11 protein-coding genes, 1 tRNA gene and 1 riboswitch are annotated in these 13,896 nt (G+C 68.9%); of the genes, 9 read left to right on the top strand and 3 right to left on the bottom strand.

The window, feature by feature from the left end; genetic code table 11:
- Window positions 1-124: 124 nt before the first annotated feature.
- Window positions 125-199 (bottom strand) — tRNA-Asn (locus tag HMPREF3121_RS02290).
- 203 nt (window positions 200-402) lie between these two features.
- A riboswitch (TPP riboswitch) is annotated at window positions 403-500 on the top strand.
- Here HMPREF3121_RS02290 and HMPREF3121_RS02285 point away from each other — a divergent pair.
- From HMPREF3121_RS02285 to HMPREF3121_RS02260, 6 genes are all read left to right on the top strand, one after another.
- Window positions 491-2,116 carry a bifunctional hydroxymethylpyrimidine kinase/phosphomethylpyrimidine kinase gene (locus tag HMPREF3121_RS02285; RefSeq protein ID WP_083291181.1) on the top strand — a complete coding sequence of 542 codons (1,626 nt, stop codon included), beginning with the start codon at window positions 491-493 and terminating at the stop codon, window positions 2,114-2,116. (Overlaps the previous riboswitch by 10 nt.)
- Window positions 2,117-2,306: 190 nt before the next feature.
- Window positions 2,307-3,374, top strand: coding sequence for an S-(hydroxymethyl)mycothiol dehydrogenase (locus tag HMPREF3121_RS02280; RefSeq protein WP_070519580.1), 1,068 nt, complete (start codon window positions 2,307-2,309; stop codon window positions 3,372-3,374).
- A 57-nt stretch (window positions 3,375-3,431) separates the two neighbouring features.
- Window positions 3,432-4,103 carry an MBL fold metallo-hydrolase gene (locus HMPREF3121_RS02275; RefSeq protein ID WP_070519497.1) on the top strand — a complete coding sequence of 224 codons (672 nt, stop codon included), beginning with the start codon at window positions 3,432-3,434 and terminating at the stop codon, window positions 4,101-4,103.
- A gap of 238 nt (window positions 4,104-4,341) precedes the next feature.
- Entirely contained in the window at window positions 4,342-4,701 is a 360-nt protein-coding gene (locus HMPREF3121_RS02270; RefSeq protein ID WP_035121833.1) for a GntR family transcriptional regulator, read from the top strand.
- Complete coding sequence (locus HMPREF3121_RS02265; RefSeq protein ID WP_070519495.1) at window positions 4,698-5,600, top strand: ATP-binding cassette domain-containing protein; 903 nt, start codon at window positions 4,698-4,700, stop codon at window positions 5,598-5,600. Before HMPREF3121_RS02270 ends, HMPREF3121_RS02265 begins: the two co-directional genes overlap by 4 nt.
- 2 nt (window positions 5,601-5,602) lie before the next feature.
- On the top strand, window positions 5,603-6,289 hold the full coding sequence (locus HMPREF3121_RS02260; RefSeq protein ID WP_070519493.1) for a hypothetical protein: 687 nt from the start codon (window positions 5,603-5,605) through the stop codon (window positions 6,287-6,289).
- Window positions 6,290-6,370: 81 nt separating this feature from the next.
- Here the strand turns inward: HMPREF3121_RS02260 and dnaG are convergent, their stop codons facing one another.
- Entirely contained in the window at window positions 6,371-8,344 is a 1,974-nt protein-coding gene (gene dnaG, locus HMPREF3121_RS02255) for a DNA primase (protein ID WP_070519579.1), read from the bottom strand.
- An 89-nt stretch (window positions 8,345-8,433) separates the two neighbouring features.
- Between dnaG and HMPREF3121_RS02250 the strand changes: the two genes are divergently transcribed.
- The gene (locus tag HMPREF3121_RS02250; RefSeq protein WP_083291179.1) at window positions 8,434-9,075 is read left to right on the top strand and encodes a guanyl-specific ribonuclease; all 642 of its coding nucleotides are present in this window, start codon (window positions 8,434-8,436) and stop codon (window positions 9,073-9,075) included.
- A gap of 62 nt (window positions 9,076-9,137) precedes the next feature.
- The gene (locus HMPREF3121_RS02245) at window positions 9,138-9,845 is read left to right on the top strand and encodes a vitamin K epoxide reductase family protein (RefSeq protein ID WP_083291178.1); all 708 of its coding nucleotides are present in this window, start codon (window positions 9,138-9,140) and stop codon (window positions 9,843-9,845) included.
- 4 nt (window positions 9,846-9,849) lie between these two features.
- Here HMPREF3121_RS02245 and HMPREF3121_RS02240 read toward each other — a convergent pair whose 3' ends face one another.
- A complete protein-coding gene (locus HMPREF3121_RS02240; protein WP_070519491.1) occupies window positions 9,850-11,196 on the bottom strand; it encodes a deoxyguanosinetriphosphate triphosphohydrolase in 1,347 nt (448 codons plus the stop codon).
- A gap of 137 nt (window positions 11,197-11,333) precedes the next feature.
- Between HMPREF3121_RS02240 and HMPREF3121_RS02235 the strand changes: the two genes are divergently transcribed.
- The gene (locus HMPREF3121_RS02235; RefSeq protein ID WP_070519490.1) at window positions 11,334-13,385 is read left to right on the top strand and encodes a TPM domain-containing protein; all 2,052 of its coding nucleotides are present in this window, start codon (window positions 11,334-11,336) and stop codon (window positions 13,383-13,385) included.
- Window positions 13,386-13,896 lie beyond the last annotated feature (511 nt).

Below are 13,896 nucleotides of genomic sequence, written 5' to 3'. Positions count from 1 at the left end.
GCCGACGGGAAAACCCCGGCCACCCGGCGCGGGGATTAATCCTGCATTTTTCGGTCCTTTAATGGTCCTTTTCGACCGAAAAGACGAAAGCAGGCCGGAGGTTTTACCCTCTGACCTGCTGTTTTGGCTCCTCCAGCTGGACTCGAACCAGCAACCCTTCGATTAACAGTCGAATGCTCTGCCATTGAGCTATGGAGGAATATCTCCGGCACGTCTCCGTGCAACGGATCATTACTCTACCCAGATCGCATATGGACACCAAATCAGCAGGTCACGCGGCATTTCCACCCCACCGCCGAGCATTGCGAAACTGCGCTACACACCCCACCAGCGCCCGCACCCGCACGCCGGACCGGCACCACGGACGACGTCGCAAAGCAACCCCCAACCTTTGCTAACGTGACGCGCGACACGGGGTGCCCGCGACGGACCGGGCTGAGAACACACCCGCCGAACTTGATCCGGCCAACACCGGCGAAAGGATGTTGCAATGGGCGACGCACGCACACCCGCATACCGGCAGTTCCCCGACGACTGGAACGGCGGCTGCATCACCTGCGGCGCCTCCGTCACCGGCCGCATCCCCCGCGTGCTGTCCATCGCCGGCACCGACCCCAGCGGCGGCGCCGGCCTGCAAGCCGACCTGAAGGCCTTCTCCGCCCACGGCGCCTACGGCATGGGCGTCGTCACCGCCCTCGTCAGCCAGAACACCACCGGGGTCCGCGACGTCCACGTGCCGCCGATCGAATTCCTGCGCTCCCAACTCGATGCGGTGTCCGATGACGTCACCATCGACGCCATCAAAATCGGCATGCTTTTCGACGCGCCCATCATCGCCGAAGTCGCCGACTGGCTCGACACGCTGCCCAAGCGCACCAGCCACTCCGACGACGGGGCTTCCGGCGAATCCGTCGACGGCACGATCTCCCCCGAGGGCACGCCCGCCCCCATCGTCGTCCTCGACCCCGTCATGGTCGCCACCTCCGGCGACCGACTGCTCAAGGCCGACGCCGAAAAAGCCCTGCACGACCTGCTGCGCCACGTCGACCTGGTCACCCCCAACATCCCCGAACTGGCCGTCCTCGCCGGCACCGCCCCCGCCACCACCGCCGGCGAAGCCCTCGACCAAGCCCACGGCGTCGCCGCCGCCCACGACGTCCTCGTCCTGGCCAAGGGCGGCCACCTCACCGACGACACCGTCATCGACGCCCTCGTCCGCCCCGACGGCTCCGCCGAACGCTTCACCGGCCCCCGCATCGACACCCGCAACACCCACGGCACCGGCTGCTCCATCTCCGCGGCCATCGCCGCCCTGTGGCCCCGCACCGGCGACCCCGTGCTCGCCGTCGACACCGCCAAGTCCTGGATGACCTCCTCCCTGCGTCACGCCGACGAACTCCACGTCGGACACGGCAGCGGCCCCATCCACCACTTCGCGCAACTGTGGGAACGCGGCCTCGCCCCCAACGCCGCCACCATCGCCGACCAGTGGTGGGAATCGATCGCCGACCTCCGCGACGCCATCGACGACCTCGACTTCGTCAAGGGCCTCGGTTCCGGCACCCTGCCCGAAGAAGCCTTCCGCTTCTACCTCGCCCAAGACGCCCTGTACCTCAACGGCTACGCCCGCGCCCTGGCCGCCGCATCCGCGCTGGCGCCGACGCAGGACGAGCAGATGTTCTGGTCCTACGCCGCCCACGGCGCCCTCGCCGGCGAAATGGAACTGCACCGCAGCTTCCTCGGCGACGACGCCGGCGACACCGGGGCCGGCGCCATCGATGCGTCCCCGGTCACCCGCGCCTACGTCGACCACCTCGTCGCCACCGCCGCCCGCGGCTCCTACGGCGAACTCATCGCCGCCGTCCTCCCCTGCTTCTGGCTCTACCGCGACATCGGCCACCGTCTCATCGCCCTCAACCACCCCAGCCACCCGTACTCGCGATGGCTCGACACCTACGCCGACGAATCCTTCGACGCCGACACCACCAAGGCCATCGACATCTGCTCCCGCCACGCCACCACCGCCACCACCACCGAACGCGCCGCCATGGACCGGGCCTTCCGACTGTCGTCCTGGCACGAGGTGGAATTCTTCGCCGCGCCGATGCGGCGGTGAGCCGGGCTGCGGGCATGGTTCCGGAAGTCTCCCTACGCTGGGACGCATGACCGACAACGACGCGAACCAGCCCCGGACAGCTTCCGACAACCCCGAAGGCGCCGCCGGAACCGCCGACGCCGCTTCCGCCGCGGGCGCCCACCGCACCGTGCGCGGCGTCATCGCCCGCTCGAAGGGCGCCCCGGTGGAGATGGTCGACATCGTCATCCCCGCCCCCGGCGCCAACGACGTCATCGTCGACGTCCAGGCCTGCGGCGTCTGCCACACCGACCTGGCCTACCGCGACGGCGACATCGTCGACGACTACCCCTTCCTCCTCGGCCACGAGGCCGCCGGCATCGTCTCCGAGGTCGGAGACGCCGTCACCCACGTCAAGGTCGGCGACTTCGTCGTCCTCAACTGGCGCGCCGTGTGCGGCCAGTGCCGCGCCTGCAAGAAGGGCGAACCGAAGTACTGCTTCGACACCCACAACGCATCCAAGCCCATGACGCTTGCCGACGGCACCGAGCTGACCCCGGCCCTGGGCATCGGTGCCTTCTCCGACGCGACGCTCGTCCACGAAGGCCAGTGCACCAAGGTCGACCCCTCCGCCGACCCCGCCGTCGCCGGCCTGCTCGGCTGCGGCGTCATGGCCGGCATCGGCGCCGCGATCAACACCGGCGAAGTCACCCGCGGCGAATCCGTCGCCGTGATCGGCTGCGGCGGCGTCGGCACCGCCGCCATCGCCGGCGCGAAGCTGGCCGGAGCGACGACGATCATTGCCGTCGATATCTCCGACGACAAGCTCGCCACCGCCCGCGAGTTCGGCGCCACCGAGGTCATCAACTCCAAGGAACTCGCCGCCACCGCACCCGACGCCACCGGCGAAGACGACCCCGTCGTCAAGCAAATCCGGGAACTCACCGGCGGCTTCGGCGCCGACGTCGTCATCGACGCCGTCGGCCGCCCCGAAACCTACGTTCAGGCGTTCTACGCCCGCGACCTCGCCGGCCGCGTCGTCCTCGTCGGCGTACCCTCGCCGACGATGAACCTCGAGGTGCCGCTGCTCGACGTCTTCGGCCGCGGCGGCTCCCTGAAGTCGAGCTGGTACGGCGACTGCCTGCCGGAACGCGACTTCCCCATGCTCGTCGACCTGTCCCTCGACGACCGCCTGCCGCTGGGCGACTTCGTCACCGAACGCATCGACCTGAACGACGTCGAGGAAGCATTCGACACCATGAAGGCCGGCAAGGTCCTGCGGTCGGTCGTGACGCTGTAGCCCGTCCGCCCCCCTCCCCACCGCACCATCCCTTTCGACAACCGGAAGAGAGCACCAATGAGCACCGATTCGCACGACGCCGCCAACCGCATCCGAAAGCAGGGCGACCTGCTCATCGACCACGTCGTCACGTCCGGCACGTTCGCCCTCGACGGCGGCGAATGGGACGTCGACAACAACATCTGGGTCTTCGGCAACGACGACGAAGTCATCGTCGTCGACGCCGCGCACACCGCCCAGCCGATCATCGACGCCGTCGCCGGCCGCCGCGTGAAGGCCATCGTGTGCACCCACGCGCACAACGACCACATCACCGTCGCCCCCGAACTGTCCGAGAAGCTCGACGCCCCGATCCTCGTCCACCCCGGCGACCAGATGCTGTGGGAGCAGACGTGGGGCGACCTGGGCCACGACACCCTGACGCACGGCCAAAAGCTCGAAGTCGCCGGCACCGAGGTCGTCGTCGTCAACACCCCGGGCCACTCCCCCGGGTCCTGCTGCCTGTACGTGCCCGAAGCCGGCGAGCTGTTCTCCGGCGACACCCTGTTTTCCGGCGGGCCCGGCGCGACCGGCCGGTCCTACTCGGACTTCGACACCATCATCGACTCGATCCGCGACAACCTGCTGACCCTGCCGGAGGACACCATCGTCCGCACCGGCCACGGCGACCACACCACCATCGGCCGCGAGGCGCCGCATCTCGAGGAGTGGATCCGCCGGGGCTACTGACCCGGGATTCGGCCCAAGCGACGCCACCGCATCCATCACACTCCCGGATTTGGGCCAGGCCACGCCATCGTAGCCATCACGCCCCCGGATTCGGCCCCGGCCCCGCCCTCGGTGCCGCCGTAGCCCCGGCGCAAGGATTTTCCGCAAACCCCCTTGTGTCGGGGCTTTCGCATGCCTAAAGTCACGGTTAAGGGGTTCACCACATAGGTGGTTAACCCATGAACCAAAGGAGGTGCTCATGGCCGATCCCCGCCCGATCTACGCGCGCATCGCCGCCGAGCTCCGCGATCACATCGGCAGCGGCGCGTTAAGGGAAGGCGACCGCGCTCCGTCGACCAACGAGCTGTCCGCCTTCCACTCCGTCAACCCCACGACCTCCGGAAAGGCCCTCGCCGAACTCGTCGCCGACGGTCTTCTGGAAAAACGCCGCGGCCTGGGCATGTTCGTCGTCCCCGGCGCGCGCGACATGGTGCTGGCCCGCCGCCGGGCGGCACTGGCCGAAGAGTTCATCCGTCCCCTGCTCGCCGAAGCGCGCGCACTGGGTCTCGACGACGCCACGCTGGACGGGCTGATCGCCGAAGAAAGGAAGAGGAAATGACCATCGGAATCTCCGACGTCGTCGTACGGCGCCGCGGCCACACCATCCTCGATCGGGCGAGCGTTGAACTCGGCCCCGGCATCCACGGCGTCATCGGGCGCAACGGCGTGGGCAAGACGACGCTGCTCCGGGTACTGGCCCACCACATGCGCGTCACCGCCGGCACCGTGCACGGCCCGGGCACCACCGCGCTGGCCCGCGTCGCACCGGACGTTCGATTCGCGGGCGCCACGGCCGGGCAGCATCTCGACGTCGCCGCCGTCGGGCATCCGGGCCTCGACCGCGAACTCGCCCTGGAGGTTCTCGCCGCCGCCGGCATCGGCGCACGCACCCGCACCGCAACACTGAGCGCAGGGCGGCGCCAGCTCCTCTCGGTCGCCACGGCACTGTCTTCCGGCGCCGACGCGATATTGCTCGACGAGCCCTTCACCGGCCTGGACGTCGGTCTCCGCCGTGCCCTGCGCGACCACGTCATCGCGGTCGCGGGCGACCGCCCGGACCTGTGCCTCGTGCTCACCTCGCACCGCTCCGAGGACCTCGCGGGACTCGTCGACGACGTGACCACCATCGCCGACTCCGGCATCGTCGTCGGCCCGATCGCCCTCGACGCCGCGCGCTCGGGCTTCCCCACGCTGCGCGGCCCCTCGGCCATGGTCGACGTCATCGCCGGCGAAACGCCGCGCGCGTCCGCGAAGCACCTCGGCGGCATCGCGGAAGTCACGCTGTCGCACCCCCTGTCCTGTTCGGCTTCACGACGAGCCATCGCCGAAGGCGTCACCGTCACCGAACCCGAAGACGGCGAGCTGATCGACCTCCTCGCCCTCCACGGCGCACCCGACGGCCCCGACACCGCCACCCCCACCCCGACCTCCCGCACCCCCGAAACCACGAGGAACTAGCCATGAAAAACGCCATCACCGCCTTCGTCTCCCCCTCCCGACGGGAATTGCTCATCGGCTTCGCCGCCACCGCGTTCTTCCTCGCGGTCGGCAGGTTCGCGGCGGGGGACGGGTTCATCTGGAACATGCTGGCGCTGGTGTCGACGGCCGTCCTCTTCGGCATCGCCGCACACCGGGTACGCGCCGTCCGCGCCCTGGACGTGTCGGCAACCACCTGGTTCGCCGGATTCGCATCCGTCGCCGCCGCATGGAGCCTCGCGCTGGCGGCCGTCGCCACCGCAAGCACGTGGCTCAGTTGGCGAAACTCCCCCTGGTACACGCGATACGACTCCTTCGTCGTCGCCGCCGGAAGCGCGCCTTTCACGGACACCAACGGCGAACCGTACCTGGTCGACGACGCCGGCACCGCAGCGTGGACGTGGGCGACCACTCTCCTGGTGTTCCTCGTCTGCTTCCTCATGGCCGCCGCCATCGGCGCGGCGCTGGGCACGGTGACCGCATCCCTGGGCGTGGTGACGGCCATCGCCGGCGCGTCGTTGGCCATCGCCGTCCTGTTGGTGGCCACCTGGGGCTTCGGCATCGGCGACGGCGTGGCCGCGCCCTACCCGGGAGCGTTCATCTTCGGCATCCCCATCGCCGCCGTCGCAGCGGCCATCAACTGGGCCGCGGCGAGCACACTCGAACCCTGACCCGCCCCGGAGGCGTCGCAACGTGAGCCAACCAGGATTTCCCGGACCTCCCGAACCACCGGAATGGCCGCCCGCTCCCCCTCAGTCGACCTGCACCTTGAGCGACTCCGCCAACAGCTCGCGGCGGTAGTCCTCGAGGGCCAGCAGGTCGGCGAACATTTGCCGGTAGGCGGCTTCGTCGTCGGCGGGCCGCATGCGGGCGAGCATCGACTTCACCTGCGCCACCTGCCCGCCGACCCACACCTCCTGCAGCCGCGCCAGCACCGACGACGAGTACGCGCGCAGCTGCTCGGCATCGACGCGGATTTCCTCCACCCCGAGCTCCGTGACCAGGGCGCGGCCCACGGCATCGTCGAGCTGCCCCAGCAGGGCCGTCACCCACGGCGCGCCACCGCTTTGCGACGCCACCCCTCCCGCCTTCTGCGTGGCGTCGAACAACGCCCGATACGTCGGATGCGGGAACGTATCCGGCGACAGGGCGTCGAACATCGGGCCGGTGATCACCGGCTCCTGGATCGCCAACTTCATCGCCTCACGCTGCACGTGCAATTCCGGGTCCCGCGGATCCGGGTACGGCAGCAACGGCCGCGCCGCACCACCGCCCGGCGCCCCGCCACCCGCAGCGGCCGCCCCGCCGCCGAAGCCCGGCGACCCCGGCCCCGTGTACTCGTCCTCATCACGCTTCCGGAACGGGCGCCGCCTCGGCCCGTCCGCACGCGACGGATTGCGGGCCTCGTCGCGAACACGACGAACCAACTCCGCCTCGTCGTTCCAACCGACCCAACCGGCGACCTCGCGTGCGTACTCGTCGCGCAACGCCGCATCGCGGATCTGGCCCAGCACCGGCACCACCCGGCGCAAACCCTCGACGCGGCCGTTCGGGGTGGTCATGTCGTAGTCGCTCAGCAGCGTCCGCAGCACGAACTCCACCAGCGGCGTCCGCTGCGCCACCAGGTCCCGCACCGCCGCATCGCCCCGCTCCATCCGCAGATCGCACGGGTCCATGCCCTCCGGCGCCACCGCCACGTAACTCTGCCCGGTGAACTGCTGCTCGCCCTCGAACGCGCGCATGGCGGCCTTCTGCCCGGCCTCGTCGCCGTCGAAGGTGTAGATCAACTCGCCGCGGAAGAAACTGTCGTCGAGCATCAACCGCCGCAACAGCTGCAGATGCTCATCGCCGAACGCCGTACCGCACGCCGCCACCGCGGTGGTCACCCCGGCGGCGTGCATCGCCATGACGTCGGTGTACCCCTCGACGATCACCGCCCGATGCTCCTCCGCGATCGACTTCTTCGCGTGATCCAGCCCGAACAGCACCTTCGACTTCTTGTACAGCATCGTCTCGGGCGTGTTCATGTATTTGCCCAGGTTGTCGTCGTCGTAAAGCTTGCGCGCACCGAAACCGATCACGTCGCCGCTGATGTTGCGGATCGGCCACAGCAGCCGCCGGTGGAACCGGTCGATCGGCCCCTTCCGGCCCATCCGCGCCAGCCCCGCCTTCTCCAGCTCCTCGAAGCTGAACCCCAGCCGCTGCAGATGCTTCGTCAGCGTGTCCCACCCCGCCGGGGCGTACCCGCAGCCGAAATGCTTGGCCTGCTCCATGGTGAACCCGCGGTCGGTGAGGAACGTCCGCGCGGTCTCCGCCTCCGGCTTGCCCAACTGCATGGAGTAGAACTTCTGCGCCTCACGGTTGGCCGCGATCAGCCGCTGCCGCGTGCCCGGCTCCTCGCGCCTGCCGGTGCCGCCGCCCTCGTAGTTGATGCGGTACCCGATCCGCTCCGCGCACGCCTCCACGGCCTCCGGGAACGTCAGGTGCTCCATCTCCATCAGGAAACTGAAGACATCACCGCCCTTGCCCGTGGAAAAGCAGTGGTAGTACCCGTGATTGGGGCGCACGTGGAAACTCGGGGTGCGCTCGTCCTTGAAGGGCGACAGCCCCTTCATCGAGTCCGCGCCACCCGGTTTCAACTGCACGTATTCCGCGACGATCTCCTCGATCGGCGTACGTTCGCGGATCGCCGCGATGTCGCTGTCGGGAATTCGTCCTCTGGCCATGGCCACCATCGTAGCCGCGCCTCCGGATCGCTTCGCCGGGGACTTGGACCGATTGCTTTACGACGCCCACCCCATGGGAAAATGCCCCCATGGCAGGACACAACGGGAACCCCGGAGGGGCCGGCGGCGGCAACGCCGACGGAAACAAGGGCGGCAGCGGCGACGGAAGTAACGGCGGCGAAACCAACCGAGGCAAGGGCGGCAAGGGCGCGCTCGCCACCGTCGGCGCCCTCGTGCTGGCGCTGGCCGCGGCGTGGCTGGGCATCGACGGAACCGGCGGAACCGACGACGGAACCGACGGCAACGGCAACGGCGCCAACGGGCACAACGCGAAGGGCAACGACGGCAACCGCAGCAACGGTGGCGGCAACGGCAACCGCAGCAACGGCGACAACGACGGCGGCGAAAGCACCGGCAACGCCGATGGCACCCGGCTCTGTCCCATCGATACGCTGCCGCCGCAGACCGACGACGTCGTCGACCGCATCCTGACCAACCAGGACCACATCCACTCGGCCCACGACGGCAAGCACTTCGGCAACTACGAAGGCGTCCTGCCGAAGCAACACGGCAGCTACTACCGCGAATACACCGTCGACACCCCGGGCCTCAACCACCGCGGCGCCCGACGCATCGTCGTCGGCGGCGGGACCGAGGATGACCCCGACGTCTGGTACTACACCGACGACCATTTCGAGTCCTTCTGCGAGATCCCCGACGCCGAAGACTGACGCCCGGACCCCGCCCCCAACTCGCACCAACCACCACGCACATCCCCGACCAGGAACCGCGCATGACAGCCCACCCCCCGGCCAGCCCGGACAGCCCGAACCCCCCTGACACCGCACACACCACAGGCACCACGGGCACGACGAACACCCCGGACGCCACCGGCCCGACCACCGGCACCGCGCCGACCGCCCGGACCACCCCGGCACCTCTCGCCTGGCTGTACGTCATCGGCGGGCTCATCGGACTCGTCTCCTCGACGACGCTGACGGTGGAAAAGATGGAGCTCGCCGAAAACGCCTCCTACGTGCCCTCCTGCACCTTCGGCGAATCCTTCACCTGCAGCTCCGTCATGACCAGCCCACAAGCCGCCGCCTTCGGCATCCCCAACCCCCTGCTCGGCATCGCCGGCTTCGCCGTCGTCATGGCCATCGGCGTCATCATGCTCGTCAGCGCCGCCCTACCCCGCTGGTTCCGCGCCACCTTCGTCACCGGCCTCGGCCTGGCCACCGCCTTCTGCCTCTGGCTCGCCTGGCAAGCCGTCTACGACATCCACGCCCTGTGCATCTACTGCATGATCGTGTGGGCCGTGACCATCACCATGTTCTGGTTCGCCCTGCTGCGGCTCATGGGCGACGCCGCCGACGCCAACCCCGACTCCGCCATCGCGCGCATCCACGGCACGCTGAACATGCTGCGCTTCCCCATCCTCATCGCCGTGATCTTCCTCATCGCCGCCCTCATCGCCATCGAATTCGGGTTCGTCGGCTGACCGCCTACCCCCACGCCGCCGAAACGCCCGCGATCTGCCGATCCAACTGCTCCACCCGCGACTCCGTCATCGACGCGATCTGATCCACGATGACCCGCAACCGTCCCGCATCCGACTCCGCCTGGGCGTACATCCTGCGGTACATCGGATCCAACGCCCCGGGCGCCCCTTCCTTGAAATACTCCGCTACACGGAACAACCGATCCCGCTCCCGATCCTGCCGGCGAATATGCCGCGGCAAATCCATCACGTACAGCACCGCAATGGTCTTCAACATCGTCACTTCCGCCAGGATCCCCGCCGGCACGGCCAAATCCGCCTCATAACGCCCCAAGGCCCGATCAATCGGCTGCTTCGGCCCGAAAATCCCCTCCGCCTCACTCGACGACGCCCACGCCTCGCGCGCCGCCCTCCTCGTGCCCGCAACCGACGCCGTGACGAACCGGCCCACCAACTCCGACGTCATCCGCTTCAACGCCACCATCGACTCCAGCGAACCGTCATACGACGCCGCCGCCGACACCACCGGCAAACTCGCCAACCGACCGGCCGCCTCGACCAGCTCCGCGGGATCCCCGCCGAACGCCCGCGCCCCCTTGTCCGCCAACGCCGCCAACTCCACCGTGTCCCACAACACCCCCAAATCGATGCGCCCCGACACGATCCCGTCCTCGACGTCATGCACCGAATACGCGACGTCATCGGCCCAATCCATGATCTGCGCCTCAAGACACTGCCGCCCATGCGGCGCCCCCGCCCGAATCCACTGCAAAATCGGAGCATCCTCCTGGTAGGCGCCGTACTTCGCCCGCTTCGTCCCATCCGGAGCGATCGGCGTCCACGGATACTTGCACGCCGCATCCAACGCCGCCCGCGTCAGGTTCAGACCGCACGGATGACCCGTGTCATCCAAGGTCTTCGGCTCCAGACGCGCCAAAATGCGCAACGTCTGGGCATTCCCCTCGAAACCACCGCACCCTGCGGCAATCTCATCCAACGCCCGCTCCCCGTTATGCCCGTACGGCGGATGACCGATGTCATGGGTCAACCCCGCCAACTCCGCCAAATCCTCATCCGCGCCCAACTCCGCCGCAATCCCCCGCGCAATCTGCGCCACCTCCAACGAATGCGTCAAACGAGTACGCGGCGTATCACCCTCATGCGGCCCCACGACCTGAGTCTTATCCGCCAACCGTCGCAAAGCAGCCGAATGCAGCACACGCGCACGATCCCGGGAAAACGCCGTACGATGCGCCTCCACCACCTCCGCCCCCGGCAGCAGCGACTGCTTCGCCCCCTCACGCAGGATGCGGTCGAAATCGGAAGGTGAATAACGGAATCGAGCGGCCACGCGCCCATCATGCCGCCGAAACCACCACACCGCCCGTAGGCGCGCGGTACGCCCTCCCGCAACTCCCTGGTCCCATTTCCGCCGCACACCGCCCGTGGGCGCGCGGTACGCCCACGCACCCACGTATCCTCGAGACCATGACCGAGCACGACCGCAACCGCCGAACCAGCCGCACCCACCGCCTCGCAGCAACCATCGCAGCCGGTGCCCTCGTCGCCCTGACCGGCCCCCTCACCGGCGTGCTCCCCGCAACCGGCCCCAGCCCCATAACCCCGCCCACCGCACGAGCCGAAACCCCGCAACGATTCGACGGCCGCATCTGGGACGCCGCCGACGTGCTCACCGACGCCGACGAAGCCACCATCAACGAACGCGCCGCCCAACTCCAACAGGACCAGGGCACCGTCATGCGCATCATCTACGTCAACACCTTCGACGGCATCCAAGCAGAAGAATGGGCCCACCAAACCTGGCAAGCCCTCGGCGGCACCCCCAACCTCGCCGTCTTCGCCGTCGCAGTAGGCGACCGCAACGTCGGCGCATACGCCGGAAACGACGTCGACGCCACCGGCCCCGACCTCGCCAACTCCGCCGTCCCGCAACTCGGAAACGACGACTGGGCCGGCGCCGCCCTCGCCGCCATCGACGAAGCCACCGCCCCCGGCGCAACCGAAGGCCTCGCCGTCCTCGGCGCCGGAGCAGCCGGAGCAGCAGCCCTCGGCGGCGGCGCCGTCGCATGGTCGCGCCGCAACAAAAAGAAGCGCACCGCCACCGAAGTCGAACAAGGCAAAAAGCTCAACCCCGACGACATCGAATCCCACGACCAACTCTCCACCGACGCCCTCGACCAACTCGCCCGCGAAGAACTCGTCTCCACCGACGAATCCATCCGCCTCGCCACCACCGAACTCGACCTCGCCCGCGCCGAATTCGGCGACGCCCGCGTCCGAGACCTCACCCAAGCCCTCGACCACTCCCAACGCACCCTCAACCGCGCCTTCCGACTGCGCCAAAGCATCGACGACGCCCCCTCCCTGCCCGAAACCGAACGCCGCGGCACCCTCCTGGAAATCATCTCCACCTGCGGCACCGCCGACGACCGACTCGACGGCGAAGTCGCCCGCTACGCCGAAATGCGCGAACAACTGCTCAACGCACCCGACACCCTCGACCGCCTGACCCAACGCGGCATCGCCCTGCGCACCCGCATCCCCAACGCCGCCACCATCCTCGACGGCCTCCGCGCCCGCTACGACGAAGAAGCACTGGCCTCCATCTCCGACAACGTCGACATGGCCACCGAACACGTCAACATGGCCGAACGCTCCGGCGACGAAGCCCGCTCCCTGCTGACCAAACCCGCAGGCGAACAAGCCGGCCTCGTCGACGCCCTCCGCGCCACCGACCTCGCCCTCGACCAAGCCGAAAAACTCGTCGAAGCCATCGAACACGCCGACGACAACATCGCCCAAGCCCTCACCGGCCTCAAAGACCTCATCAACGAAGTCCGCGACGAAATCGCCGAAGCCACCAACCTCCTCGCCGCACCCGACGCCGCCAACATCGACCGCAACGCCCTGGCCGACGCCGCCGACTCCGGCCGCACCGCCCTCGACATCGCCCAAGCAAAAAGCTCCACCGACCCCCTCGGCGCCTGGACCATCCTCACCGACGCCGACGCCACCCTCGACGACCAACTCGAAGAAGCCCGCGACGCGGCCAACGCCTTCGCCCGCAAAATGCAAACCCTGCACAACGCACTCACCGACGCACGCGCCCAGGTGACCGCCGCCCGCGACATCATCGGCACCCGCCGCAGCATCGTCGGCTCCACCGCCCGCACCCGCCTCGCCGAAGCCGAACGCCACCTCGCCACCGCCGAAAACATCGCCGCCAACCCCGGCAACGACCCCGACCACCACCCCCGCCGCGGCATCCAAGAAGCCCGCACCGCCGCCCAACTCGGACGCCAAGCCGCCCAAAAAGCCCGCGACGACATCAACCGCCACCGCCAACGCATGAACCAACACCGCGGCGGCGGCAACTCCGGCGCAATGATCGCCGGCATGGTCCTCGGCAGCATGATGAACAGCGGAGGCGGCTTCAGCGGAGGAGGCAGCTTCGGCGGAGGAGGCTTCAGCGGAGGCGGAAGCTTCGGCGGCGGATCCGGCGGCTCGGCGAGCTTCTGACCGCCGCAGCGAGCCGCGACCTACGCGGCCCAGCCGACAACCGACCGCACCCGGGCTACCCCATCAAACGCGCGGCGCCATCCACATGCGCACACGCAAACGCCGCAGCCGCCAAAAGCCCCGCATCAACCCCCGCCGCATCGGGATCACCCCCGACGATCTCGACGACGACCTCCCCACCATCCACGCGCGTCCTCGCCACCAGACGCCGAGCGCCGACATCCACCACATCACGGCCCCGCCCACCGTCACGCCGCCTCAAACTCAACTCCCCACCCGGCCCCGACACCACCACATGCGCCACCGTCAAACCCACCGTCCGCGCACGCCACCAATCCCCCGGCGACGACACCGTAAACGTCCGCCCCGACAACCCCGACGGCGTCACCCGCCAACCGGCCGCAATGACAACCCCATCAGCGTCGTAAAGCACACCCCCCTGCCCCGAACCAACCCCCGACCGGCCCGCCGACACCACCCCCGACACACGCCACGGCCCGGGCGCACCACC

Source organism: Corynebacterium sp. HMSC11E11 (genome assembly GCF_001807025.1).
GTDB classification, from domain to species: domain Bacteria; phylum Actinomycetota; class Actinomycetes; order Mycobacteriales; family Mycobacteriaceae; genus Corynebacterium; species Corynebacterium freneyi.
This window is presented reverse-complemented; position numbering and strand designations above follow the sequence as displayed.

Bases quoted from the DNA above. Each gene is read 5' to 3' on its own strand.
- HMPREF3121_RS02285 (WP_083291181.1), top strand. From the start codon at position 491: ATGGGCGACGCACGCACACCCGCATACCGGCAGTTCCCCGACGACTGG.
- HMPREF3121_RS02280 (WP_070519580.1), top strand. From the start codon at position 2,307: ATGGTCGACATCGTCATCCCCGCCCCCGGCGCCAACGACGTCATCGTC.
- HMPREF3121_RS02275 (WP_070519497.1), top strand. From the start codon at position 3,432: ATGAGCACCGATTCGCACGACGCCGCCAACCGCATCCGAAAGCAGGGC.
- HMPREF3121_RS02270 (WP_035121833.1), top strand. From the start codon at position 4,342: ATGGCCGATCCCCGCCCGATCTACGCGCGCATCGCCGCCGAGCTCCGC.
- HMPREF3121_RS02265 (WP_070519495.1), top strand. From the start codon at position 4,698: ATGACCATCGGAATCTCCGACGTCGTCGTACGGCGCCGCGGCCACACC.
- HMPREF3121_RS02260 (WP_070519493.1), top strand. From the start codon at position 5,603: ATGAAAAACGCCATCACCGCCTTCGTCTCCCCCTCCCGACGGGAATTG.
- dnaG (WP_070519579.1), bottom strand. From the start codon at position 8,344: ATGGCCAGAGGACGAATTCCCGACAGCGACATCGCGGCGATCCGCGAA.
- HMPREF3121_RS02250 (WP_083291179.1), top strand. From the start codon at position 8,434: ATGGCAGGACACAACGGGAACCCCGGAGGGGCCGGCGGCGGCAACGCC.
- HMPREF3121_RS02245 (WP_083291178.1), top strand. From the start codon at position 9,138: ATGACAGCCCACCCCCCGGCCAGCCCGGACAGCCCGAACCCCCCTGAC.
- HMPREF3121_RS02235 (WP_070519490.1), top strand. From the start codon at position 11,334: ATGACCGAGCACGACCGCAACCGCCGAACCAGCCGCACCCACCGCCTC.